Here is a 12,058-nt window from a genome sequence, read left to right as displayed (position 1 = left end):
CTCGGCGCCCGGCAGCGCGCCGCTCAGTTTCGCGGTTGCGACTTCACTTCGATTTGCTGTCCGGGCACGGCCATCACCCACAGCTTGCTGACGCCGCTGGGGCAGCGCACCAGGACTTCCAGCTCCCGGCCCGCTTCGATTCGTGCCTTCAACAGCGGCGTTCCACCCGGCAGCAACGTGCCACCGACGTGGACCTCACAGCCAGGGGCCGCGCCCGTCACGCTCAGCAGGCCCGTGGTGCCAGGCTCCGGCGAGGCGTCCGCCAGCGTGCGCACGTCGATGCCCTCGCGCTGCTGCGTGGTTCCGAACCGCCGCAGCTTCCCCTCCACCGCCGTGGAGATGAGCAGCGGGCCACCCGACGGGTCATGCACCTCCGTCCCCGCCTCGTGGCGCAGGCCGCCGACGTAGACGTGCTCCCCGGGCCCCACGTTGACGAAGTCCGAGCCGCCATCGCGCATCATCACCACCGCCACGACGGCCAGCACCAGGGCGCCGCCACCGACGATGCCCAGCAACTTCCAAGGGGGCTGCTTGTCCGCCGGTTTCTCCGCGGGCGCGGGCGCGGGAGCGCGGCTCGCGGGAGCAACGGGCCGCGGCGGAGGCGGCTGGGCGGGACGGGCCGCGCTGGCGTGAGCCCCGTGCCCCAGCCCTGGCACCGACCCGGACGGACGCGGCGCCGGCGCTGGCATGGCGGGCTGTGGCTGAGAGGGACGCGGCGCGGGAGCGGGCCGAGGCGGCGCTTCCGTCCGAGGCGGCGGCGCGCCCAGGTTGAGCGGAACCACCTCGGTGCGGTCGTTCGCGTCGTCCTCGGACACGGAGATGCCGGGGAAGGAGTCGTCCGCCGGAGGCGGCGCAGGAGGCCGCACAGCCGCGCTGGCGACACCCACGGGCCGTGGCGGGGGCGGCGGGGGAACCGGTGGGCCCGGGCGAGGAATGCCGCCACTGCCGCTCATCCCAGGACGGCTTCCGGCCATGGGCACACTGCCCCGGCTGGGCGTCCGTCCATCCGTGGGCGCGGCCATCTCCCCACTGCCGATGTTGCCGCTGCCACTGCCCGAAGGCACCGGACGCGGGTGGCTTCCCGTCCCGCCGACGGCGGACGGCGCGAACTCCACCAACCGGTCGCCCAGCGTGTCCCGGAAGAACTGGGCCACCGCCGCGGGCGACGAGTTGAGCCGGTGATGCGCCATCACCGCTTCGATTTCCTCGCGCAGCGCAGCGGCGGACGGCGTGCGGCGCGCCGGGTCCTTCACCAGCGCGCGGAGGACGAGGTCGGAGACGTCCTGCGGGATGTTCGGCTTGAGCTGCGAAGGGACTGGCGCGGGGTCCCGGACGATGGCTTGCAACGTCGCCGCGTCGTGGTCCCTGCGAAACGGGAGCGTGCCGGTGAGGAGTTCGAAGAGCACCACGCCCAACGCGAACACGTCGTTGCGCGCGTCCAGCGTGCGCCCGGACGCGGCCTCCGGGGAGATGTACGAAATCTTCCCCTTCAGCACGCCCGCCTGCGTGTGCTCCTCGCCCGCCACCTTGGCGATGCCGAAGTCACTCAGCTTGATGGCGCCGTCCAGCGAGATGAGGACGTTGTGCGGGCTGACGTCCCGGTGCACCACCGGGTGCGGCGTGCCCGCGGGGTCCACGTAGGCATGGGCGTAGTGAAGGCCCGCGGCCACCTCCGCGACGATGCGCAGCGCGTGCTCCAGCGGGAGCGCCAGGCCCTTGCGCCGCAGCTCGATGACCAGCTTCTTCAGGTCAGGCCCGCGCACGTACTCCATGAGGATGTACGCGACGCCATCAGACACGCCCACGTCGAACGTCTGCACGACGTTCGGGTGCGTCAGCCGCGCGTTGGCGCGGGCCTCCGCGAAGAGCATGTCGACGAACTCGGGGTTCTCCGCGAACTGCGGGAGAATCTTCTTCATCACCAGGAACTTCTCGAAGCCCTTCACGCCCACCTGCTTGGCGAGGAAGACCTCCGCCATGCCGCCCTGCCCCAGCCGCCGGATGATGTTCAGCTTGGTGCTGCCCAGCGAGTTGGAGATGTCCGTGGACGCGCCCTGGCGGGCCGCCGGGTCGATGTTCGTGGCGCCGAAGAGGTACTGACTAAGGGCGCGAGTCTCCAGCGCCTCCATGTCCTCCAGCGGCCGGTCCGTCAGCTGCACCCGCGCCAGCAGCCCCTGGAGCTGGGGCATGTGGGGGACACGCGCGTTGCCGCCGCAGATGGGGCACGGCACTTCCACGCCGGACGCCTGCGCCCGCAGCCTGGCCAGGTAGTCCGCGGCCTGGAGGCGCTGGTGGCTCACCTGCCCGCAGTTGCGGCAGTCACACGGCAGCCACAGCGTGGCCAGCCGCACCGGGAACACCTTGGCCGAGCGCGCCAGCACCGCCAGCGCGGGCGGCGGCACCCGGCACAACACCACGTGCGCGCCCTGCGCCGCCGTCTCCAGCACCTGCTCCAGCTTCGGCAGGGCCTCCGGCTCCACCTTGCTGACGTGGCTGAAGTCGAAGCCGACGCGGCCCTCCAGGCCCGACGCCAGCCGGCGCACGTTGAGGTCCCCCTTCAGCGCGCTGGCCAGGGTGATGTACGTGATGTCGTCCTGGATGATCTTCAGGTGCTGCGACAGCTCCGGCTGCTCCGCCGGCATGCTGGCGCGCAGGTAGCGCATGACGACCGGGTCCACCTGACCGAACTGCTGCCGCCGCGCGTAGTCGAAGAACTCGCCCGGCAGGTCCGCGAACTCCAGCGGCCCCTGACACACGGGGCAGGAATGGTCGGGCGCGCGTTCCTCGGAGATGACCTGCGCCTCGTCCAGCAGGTTCACCAGCCGCAGCCGGTCCTCGTTGCAGGCGCGGCAGGTGTAGGGCGCCAGCACGGAGAGGACGCGGGCGACGCCGGCGAAGCCCTCCACCATGTTGAGCTGGTCCACGATGACGGGCGGCGCGTGGACCACGTAGAGGCCCAGGGCCCCCTGGGGAAGCTTGGCGGCGAACTCAATCCACCGCCGCACGCCGAAGGAGCTGATGCGCTCCACCTGCCCCAGGTCCACCACCAGCAGCCCGCTCATCTCCGGGCTGGCGGACGTCAGTGGGAATGTTTCGTCGATGACGCCGGAAATCCGGACGTGGGTAATCGTCCCCACGCGGAGCCGGCTGATGATGGCGTTGGAAACCTGGCTATCCACCGGCCCTGACCTCATTGAAGACAGAACAGCAGCGACTTGGGTTGTGTGGCGCGGCGGCGGGCCTCCCCCAGGTCCACCACGCACAGGACTCGTGACTCACGGCCAGCGGCCACACGGACGGCCACCACATCGCTGTGCTCCAGGATGCGCCGCAGTCCCAGCCCCGCCCCTCCTCCGGACGCATCCACCTGGACGCGCCCGCCCCACCCTCCCAGCGCCCGGGCGAAGGGCCCCGGACGCAGACCACCGAAGCGGTCCACGACTTCCAACCACATGCGGCCCTCTTCCACCACGAAGGACAGCTCGCACGCGTCCTCCGGCGCCACCTCTCGGACCTCGGAGCGGCGGTGCGCGTACCGGTGCTGGCCCTGCGCATCCACCGGCGCGTCCCACATCGCGTTGGCCGCCAGTTCGTGCACCACGTCGCCCACCAGCGCCGCCGCCGTGCGCGAACCCCGCGCCTGGGTGACGGCCTGCGCGGCGGCCTCACCGGTGGCGTTGATGTCCGCCACCGACTGAAGCCGGTGCCGCGATGCCCCCGCGGGTAGCAGCGGCGCGCCGCGAAGCAGGTCCCCCAACAGGCGCGCCTCCCACGCGGAGGGACGTCCGTCGGAGGCCCGTGTCGCCAGCAGCAGCGCGGGCGGCTCGCCGCGCAGCGCCTCCGCGTGCGCGGGCGTCAGCTTCCCGTCGAAGAGCACCAGGCGCCGGGGCCCCGAAGGCGACCCCGGCCCCTGGCAAAGCGCCATGCCGCCCTGTGCAAGGACGGGAGCCGCCTGCTCCACCAGCGCCGGAGAAAGCGTCTCGTCTGCGATCAACAGGAGGCCGCCGGCCTCCAGGTGGGGGGCGGTACTCAAGGGCTAGTATCGAACCTTGACTTCACTGAAGAACGACTGAGGCGGTGCTGGGAAACCGTGGGACTCCTCGTACTTCGCGTTGAAGAGGTTGGAGCCGAGGAACGACACGGAGATGCCGTCGTAGACGTTGAAGCCCACCCGCGCGCTGGCGGTGACGTAGCTGGGCAGCTGCACGCGGGTGGTGGGCAGGCCCGTCGTCTCGTCCACCTCGAAGCCCGGGTCATAACGTGAGCCCACCAGCAGCGCGTACAGCTCCACGAAGGCGACCTTGCCGATGTTGGTCCGGCCACGCGCGTAGATGCGATGGGCCGGCGCGTAGTCCAGCGGCGACTGGGGGCCGTCATCGTACGGCAGCGCCTTGGCGTCGAGGAACTGGTACGCGATGTCGAAGGACGAGTTGATGGACGGAATCTGCGCGGCCGCTTCCAGTTCGAAGCCCGCCACCCGCGCGTCGCCCAGGTTCTGGAACTGCGACACAGAGCCGAAGACGAGCTGCTGGTTGATGAAGTTCTTCGCCAGATTGTAGAAGCCCGTACCCGTCAGGCGCACCCTCCGATCGAAGGGCCAGAAATCCACCGATGCCTCGATGGTGTCCAGCGTCTCCGCGCGAAGGTTGGAGTTGCCCACCAGTGTGGCCGCGTACATCTGCTGGTTGATGGCCAACTCCGCCAACGTGGGCGCCCGGAAGGCGCGGCCGTAGTTGGTGCGCAGCGTCAGCAACTCCGGCACCGCGTGGAACACGACGCTGGCGCGCGGCGAAACCTGGTCCGTGCGGTTCTGCCAGACGCGCTCCGGAATCTGGTAGCGGTCGTAACGGGCACCCGCGCCGAACACCAGCCGGTTGAAGAGGCGGTATTCCGCGTCCACGAAGCCGCCCAGGATGGTCTGCCGCGTGTCGTCCATGCTCAGCTCGGGCAGGACGTTGGGCACGTTGACGGCGTCCGCCTTCAAGTCACCACCGAAGGTGACGTTGAGGTCGCCCATCGTCCACAGCGCGCGCGCCTCGCCGCCCAGCCGGCGCCGCTTGCCCAGCGCGCGGGTGGGGTCGCCGCCGAAGGCGTTCTCCATCAGCACGTCGCGGCGCTTGAAGAAGCCGTACGCCTGGCCGAAGAGGCGCAGGTTGTCGGTGACCTGCTGGTCCACCTGCGCGGACGCGTTGAAGTTCTGCACCGACTCGGAGTCGTTCGGCGTGTAGTGGCAGCGGCCGCAGTTGCCCACGGTGGAGATGTGCGTGCCACCCGGGCGGCCAATCTCCGCGTCCGTGAAGTCCGCGTCCAGCGCCAGGGGCCCGATGCGCACCTTGCCGTTGACCTGGTGCACCAACGAGTCCTGGTTGGTGTCCACCCGGCCCACGCGCGGGTCGTTGAAGAGCTGCGGGCCGTCCGAGCCGAAGCCGTAGTAGCCCAGCAGCGCCTCCACCGGCCCGCCACGGCCCGCCACGGTGCCGTGCAGACGCCACGTCTGGTCCTGGCCCGCCAGCACCCGGGCCTCGGCGCCCACGTTCTTGCCCTTCTCGATGAGGTCCGACGGCTGGCGCTGGATGACGTTGATGACGCCGCTGAAGGCGTTGGAGCCGTACAGCGAGGACCCCGGGCCGCGGATGACCTCCACCTGCTTGAGGTTGGTGAGCGGCGTGGTCTCGTCCGCGTAGAACTGGCCCGTCCAAGGGTCCGTCAGCGGACGGCCGTCCTGGAGCAGCAGCAGGCGGTTGGACAGGTAGTTGGAGCCCAGGCCGCGCGCGCTCACCGCCGCCTTGCGCATGGAGCCCCGGCGGCACTCCATGCCGGGGAAGTACTGGATGGCCTCGCACAGCGTGAACTGGCCGGTGCCTTCCAGCTCGTCGGCCGGAATCCAGGACACCGTGAGGGGCACGTCGGAGATGCGCTGGTTGCGCTTGCCGGCGGTGGTCACCACCGCCTCGCTCAGCACGCGGTTGACGGACTCCTCCAGCGCGTCGGCGCCGTCCAGCGGGTCCACCCCCAGGCCCGCGAGCCCGGACTGCGGCGGCAAGGGGCGATCCAGGGTCGGCTCCGCGAAGGGCGCGCTGATGGGGATGTTCGACGCGGGCGCGGGCTGGTGCGCGGGCAGCGTCGCGGTGGCCGGCGGGAGCTGCGTCGGCGCGTCCGACGGGTTGAAGTCCGCGCCGACCGGCGGCAGCGCCTGCGGTGAGGCAGGCTCGGCCGTCAGGGGCGTGGCCGGCGCCAGGGGCGCGGCGGAGGGCGGCGTGGGCACGGGTGCCGGCGCGCTCGCGGGCGACGGCTCATCCGCGACAGGCCCGCCACCCAGGACGGGAATCTCCGGGTCGTCCGCGTCCTCGACGGGCGGCTTCACGGGCTTCTTCGGCTTCTTCGCCGTCTTCGCGGCGGGACGCGCGGAGGCCGCGGGCTTCACCACCCGCTTCCGGCGTTTCACCTTGGCGGGAGCCTCTGCCTCCGCGGCCTCCTGCGCTGACGCGCTCGAAGGGACGGCGAGGGACAGCACGCACAGCATGATGGAAAGAGGCAGGCCGGCGCGCAGGGCGCGACGACCGGCAACCGCCTTCGCCGCGCCCAGCCGCGGCTCACCGAACAGAGTCGAGTGCATCGTTCTCACATCCAAGGGTGGAGCATGGACACCCGAGGTCCTGTACGTACGACCCGGAGACGGGCTCGGCGCCAGCGCTTGCGTCCGGGGGAACGCGGTTTCACGGCTGGACACCAACGCCATCATTTTCAAGCTACCCCAGAGACAACGCCGGGCCAAGTCGCTGGCTCTCATTCTCTAGAAACTCGGGAAAGGTTCAGTCGTCCGGCTGTTCCGCGGAGACGGCGAGGTCTCCAACGAAGGACGGGAGCGCGGGGCCCAGCTCCTCTGAGCGCACCAGCACCTCGGCCTCCACGTGAAGCTCCGCCCCTTCCGCCAGCACGGGCTGACGCCGCGGCGGGCCACGCGTGACGAGCTTGCTGAACTCGTCGAAGTCCTTGTCCTGGAGCCGCGCGAAGGCATCGAAGGGCGCCACCGCACCCACCTTCCCCAGCGCGCCGGTGAGCGCGGCCTCGTGGTTGCGCAGGTCCACCAGCACGGCCCCCGGCACCCGGCCACTGCGGAAGAGCACGCGCACATCCTTGCCCTTGGGCACGTGCGCCAGCGGGACGAGCGCCGCCTCCGCGCCCTTGGCCTCCAGCATCTTCAGCGCGGACTCCACGTTCGGCACGGGGGCCAGCTTGAAGTGCTTCTGGGCGTCCAGGTCGCCACCGAGCACGACGTGGGTGACGAACTTCGGGTCCGCCGGGCCCGCGCCCTTCACGTGCGCCAGGCGCTTGCCGGCGAGGTCCTTCACCACGCCGCGCTGCAACGCGACAATGGCCCAGCGCTGCTGCGTGTCACCCGCGCGTGAGGCCCAGGCCACCGGCTTCGCCTTCGCGCCCAGCTGCACCGCGGCCCACGCATCCACCACCGCGAAGTCCACCATCCCGCCCGCCACCGCGCGGGAGAAGTCCTCGTAGCGGCCAAAGCTCTTGGCGGCCACGGGCGTGTCCAGGGTCTCCGTCAGCCGGGCGGCCAGGGCCTCCGCGTACTCGAAGCGCTCCTGGCCATCCGCGAGCGTGGTGGCGAGGAACACCCCCAGGGTGGCCTTCTTCGGCGCCGCGAGCGCGGAGCTGGCCGTCAGGGTGCAGGCCAGCACGAGGCCAGCCAGGAGGAAGCGAGGTGACGTCTTCATGGGGTCTCCTCCACGGTGGCGTCCGCGGGCGCGCCCGAGGCGGGCTCGGCCAGGCCGTGCAGACTCTGCAGGCGTTCCTTCCACTCACGCACCTGCGCCATACGCGGGCCGCTGCCGCCGGCCAGGTAGCGGCGCCAGGCCTCCACGGCCTCACCCGCGTCCTTGCGGCGCTCCTGCGCGTCGATGCCCAGGTTGAGCGCGGCCACCGGCACGCTCGACTCCAGCCGGCGCCACGTCTCCACGGCGTCTGTCGTGCGGCCCTTGCGCCAGTCGACGCAGGCCAGGTTGTGCTGCACCTGCGTGTCGTCCGGATTGCCGGCGAGCGCGGCCTTGAAGGCCTTCTCCGCCACCCTCATGTTGCCGGCATTGTACGCCTGGGACGCCTCGCGCCGGTGGAGCGCGCCCGTCATCGCTGTCAGCCACTTGGGCTGTCCGGGCATCGGCTTCTTCGCCGCCGCGGTCAGCTGCTTGCGCGCGGCGGGCACCTGCCCCTTCTTGTAGAGCACGAAGGCGGTGGCCAGCGCGCGCGTGTTGGGCCAGGCCCAGGGCTGCGTGGACGCCAGGGCCTTGGTGATGGCCGCGCTCGCCTCCGCGTGGCGCCCCGACTCCGCGCGAGCCAGGCCGCGGACGAACTGGGCCAGCCGCACCAGCTCCTTGCGGTTGCCCGTGCCCAGCTTGTCCACCAGGTCCAAATCCCGCTCGGCGGCGGCGGCGTCTCCGGCCTCCAGGCGCACCAGCGCCCGGCGCACCAGCACGCGCGGAAGGTTGGCTCCCGCCACCTGCGCCGCGGCGCGCGACGGGCCCACCGCGGTGAGGCGCTGCACCGCCGCGTCCACCTGCCCCAGCTCCACCTCGGCCAGCGCGGCGCCGACGGAGGCCTCCGCCTTTTCGTCGGGCTCCTCCGTCTGGGTGGCCGCGCGATTGAAGGCCTCCAGCGCCGCCTGGGCATCGTTCGTGGCCAACCGCGCGTACCCCAGCAGCAGGCTGTCACGCCACGCGGCGCCGGGCAGCACCACGCCCTGCTCCATCACCTTGCGCGCGTCCGCGTAGGCGCGCGTCTCCAGCAGCGCGGCGCCCAGCCGGCGCGCCATGGGCGCGCTCCGGTCCAGGTCGTACGCGCGGCGCAAATCCCGGACGGCGTCCTCCAGCCGTCCCGTGCCCGCCCTGTCCCGCGCCCGGTGCGCCAGGGCCCGGGCCAGCCACTGCTTCGCCCCGGCGTGTTCCGGCTCCACCTGCAACGCGTTGGCGTAGTCCTCGATGGCCTGGTCCCACTGGCCGGTGGCGAAGTGGTCCGCGCCCAGCAGCACGTAGCCCAGGGCCTGACGCGGCGCCATCTCCACCACGCGCCGGTGCACCTCCACCGCGCGTTGGAAGCGGCCCGCGCGCCGGTTCACCGAGCCCAGGTTGGCCCACAGCTCCAGGCTGTTGGCGCCCGCGCGCACCGCCCCCTCCAGGAACTGGATGGCCTCCTCGTGCCGGCCCTGTGCCTGGAGCGCCTTGCCCACCGCCATCTGCCCCAGCACCAGGCCCGGCTGGAGCTGGAGCACCTTGCGGTACTCCGCCTCCGCGGCGGCCGCGTTCTTCTGGGCGAAGCGCACGTCACCCAGCAGCAGGTGCGCCGCGGGCGAGCTGCCCAGCTTCACCAACGCCTGGGCCTGCGTGTCCGCCTTCGCGACGTCCCCCGCGCCCAGGTACAGGCGGGCCAGCTTCTCGCGCGCATCGCCCGCCTTCGGGAAGCGCGTGGTGACGCCCTCCAGCAGCGTGCGCGCCTCCACCGCCCTGCCCTCCAGCTCCAGCACCTGCGCCAGGCCCAGCTGCACCGACGGCGACTCTGGCCGGCCCGCCTGCGCCTGCTGGAAGGACGCGCGCGCCGCCGCGGCATCCCCGCGCAGCACGTGGGCGCGGCCCAGCAGCTCGTGAATCTGGAAGTCGTTGGGTGCCAGGGCCTGCGGACGCAGCGCCAGGTAGCGCTTCAGCCGCGTGGCCGCCGCGTCTCCCTGCTGGACGTAGAGGTAGTAGCTGGCCAGGTAGTAATGAACGATGAGGTGTTCGGCCTTGTCGGCCGTGGCCACCTGCTCCATCAGCGGCACGGCCTCCGGGAAGCGGCGCAGCTTGAAGTACGCCACGCTCACCGGATAGGCCAGGGCCAGCTCCGAGGGGTTTGCCGTCAGCACCGGCTGCACCCGGTCCACGGTGCGCTGCCAGTCATTGAGCGCGTTGGCGCTGGCCCCCAGGCCGGCGGCGGCGGCCACGGAGCCAGGCTCGGCGGTCAGCGCCTGTTCGAAGAGGGCCAGGGCCTTGCGGTACTTCTCCTCGGCCTCCTTCTTGTCACCCGAGGCGCTGGCGGCGCTGGCGGCCACCTGCGCCGCTTCGCCGTCCCGCACCAGCCGCTGGGATTCGGACATGGGCGGCGGGCGGTACTGGGCCAGCGCGGGCGGGCCGCACAGGGTGGTCAGCAGCGCGAGCGCCGGTGTGAGACGGCGCGACCGGGGATGTCGTGGGGAGCGTCGCATGCGTGTGGAGTCCCAGAAGGAAGTCAGGCGGCGGGGCTGAACTCGGCCACGACGACGGTGATGTCGTCCCGCTGCGGCTGGCCGGCGCTGAAGGCTCGAGCGTCCGCCAGCACCGCGTCACGCAGCGCCTCCGCGGACAGGTGGGCGTGCGCCTGGACCGCGGCGGCCAGACGCTGGGTGCCGTAGAGCTTGCCCGCGTTGTCGCGCGCCTCGGTGAGGCCGTCCGTGTACCAGACCACCACGTCCCCTGGCCGCAGCTGGGCCTGGCGCGAGGTGAACTGGGATTCGACGGAGGCGCCCAGCAGGGGGCCGCGCGCGGGCAGCGATGCAATCTGGCCGCTGCGCTTGTTGAACACCAGCGGACTGGGGTGCGCGCCCGCCGCGTAGTCGATGTAGCCGTTGGACACGTCGATGACGGCCAGCGCGCTGGACATCTGGTGCTCACCGCGGCCCACGTTGGCCAGCGTCACGTTGAGGGCGGTGATGAGCATCTGCGCGTTGACCTGCGACGGCTCGCGCAGCGTCATCGCCGAGGCGAAGCCACTGGTGGCGCTGGTGGCCACCAGCGACGTGGACAGGCCGTGGCCCGTCACGTCGCCAATGCCAATGACGATGCGCCGGTCATCCAGGGCCGCCCTGAACCACCAGTCGCCGCCGCACGCATCCGCGGTGACGACCAGGCCGGCGATGCGCAGCGGCCCCACCTGCACGCCCTCGCGCCCCGGCAGCAGCGTCTCCTGCACGGTGCGCGCGAGCGACACTTCGCGCTCCAGCTGCGCCTTGGCCCGCACGTCCTCCAGCAGCACCTTGATGCGCTCGGCCATGTGGTTGAACACCACGCCCAGCGTCACCACCTCGCGGCCCGCGCCCTGCGCCGTTCCCGCCCGCGCGCTCAGGTTGCCGGCGGCCAGCTGCATCACCTTGCCGGTCAGCATGCCCAGCGGCCGGGTGATGCGCCGGCTCTGGTAGGCCACCAGCACGCCCGCCAGCACCACGAAGCCCAGCCCCAGCCCCAGCATGCGCAGCGTGGTGGCGCGCACCGTGGCGCGCTTGTCCTGCTCCAGCGACGCCAGCTGCTGCTGCAGCCCGCCCAGCGAGTAGCTGATGACGACCAGCCCCTTGCCGCTGCTGGAGCCGTAGTCGATGGGCTCCTGGATTTCGGAGATGGGCTGCCCCCGGTAGAAGGCGCTCACCAGCCGGCGCTCGGCGCGGCGGACCGGCGCGACGTCCTCCTTGTCCTCGCTGGCGCCTTCGCTGTCCGCCATCCGGACTCCGTCCGGGTCGAAAATCTGCACCCGGAGGATGTTGGGGTTCGTCTTGACGATGGAGCCCGCCACCTCTTCGAGGAAGGCGTAGTTGTTGTCGCGCAGGTTGGTGGCGGAGGTGAGCGCGATGGTCTGCCCCACCGTCTGGCCCAGCTCGCGCGCCTGCTCCTGGATGCGCTCCTTGGAGACGAGCGCCGTCTCCTCGAACTGGGACTTGGTGGAGGCCACCGACAGCGCCGCCAGCAAGCCCACGATGAGCACCACCAGGACGCCGGTGGTGAGCAGGAGAATCTGGTCCAGCCGCAGGCCCTTGATCTGGGCCACGTTGGGCAGCTCGCCCGCCTCCAGTGGCGCGATGAGGGTGCGGGTGCCCCCCTCCGCCAGCCCCAACGGGCCCGTCAGGCGCGTGGCGGTGGACTCCCGCGCGCCGGTGACTTCCTGGGTGCCTGTCCGCTCGGACGGCGGGAGCGCGGCGTCATCCGGGAACTCGTCGGACGCGGGCGCGGACTTCAGTCGCGTATTCGTACTGGACAAGGGCGGGCCGGGG

Annotated in this window: 6 protein-coding genes; all 6 read right to left on the bottom strand. The window is 71.8% G+C overall.

Annotated elements, in window-relative coordinates; genetic code table 11:
- Positions 1–23: 23 nt before the first annotated feature.
- Genes FMP39_RS30325 through FMP39_RS30300 form a run of 6 tightly spaced genes read right to left on the bottom strand, consistent with a single transcriptional unit; the run spans position 24 to position 12,045 of the window.
- Positions 24–3,179 carry a serine/threonine-protein kinase gene (locus tag FMP39_RS30325; protein WP_141593577.1) on the bottom strand — a complete coding sequence of 1,052 codons (3,156 nt, stop codon included), beginning with the start codon at positions 3,177–3,179 and terminating at the stop codon, positions 24–26.
- A gap of 11 nt (positions 3,180–3,190) precedes the next feature.
- Positions 3,191–4,033 carry a hypothetical protein gene (locus FMP39_RS30320; protein ID WP_141593576.1) on the bottom strand — a complete coding sequence of 281 codons (843 nt, stop codon included), beginning with the start codon at positions 4,031–4,033 and terminating at the stop codon, positions 3,191–3,193.
- Between the two features lie 3 nt (positions 4,034–4,036).
- A complete protein-coding gene (locus FMP39_RS30315; protein WP_141593575.1) occupies positions 4,037–6,790 on the bottom strand; it encodes a TonB-dependent siderophore receptor in 2,754 nt (917 codons plus the stop codon).
- A 22-nt stretch (positions 6,791–6,812) separates the two neighbouring features.
- A complete protein-coding gene (locus FMP39_RS30310) occupies positions 6,813–7,733 on the bottom strand; it encodes a PhnD/SsuA/transferrin family substrate-binding protein (protein ID WP_020477874.1) in 921 nt (306 codons plus the stop codon).
- A complete protein-coding gene (locus FMP39_RS30305) occupies positions 7,730–10,246 on the bottom strand; it encodes a tetratricopeptide repeat protein (protein ID WP_141593574.1) in 2,517 nt (838 codons plus the stop codon). Before FMP39_RS30305 ends, FMP39_RS30310 begins: the two co-directional genes overlap by 4 nt.
- 23 nt (positions 10,247–10,269) lie before the next feature.
- On the bottom strand, positions 10,270–12,045 hold the full coding sequence (locus FMP39_RS30300) for a PP2C family protein-serine/threonine phosphatase (protein ID WP_141593573.1): 1,776 nt from the start codon (positions 12,043–12,045) through the stop codon (positions 10,270–10,272).
- Between the last annotated feature and the right edge of the window lie 13 nt (positions 12,046–12,058).

It is taken from the genome of Myxococcus sp. AB056 (assembly GCF_006547365.1).
Taxonomy (GTDB): domain Bacteria; phylum Myxococcota; class Myxococcia; order Myxococcales; family Myxococcaceae; genus Myxococcus; species Myxococcus virescens.
This window is presented reverse-complemented; position numbering and strand designations above follow the sequence as displayed.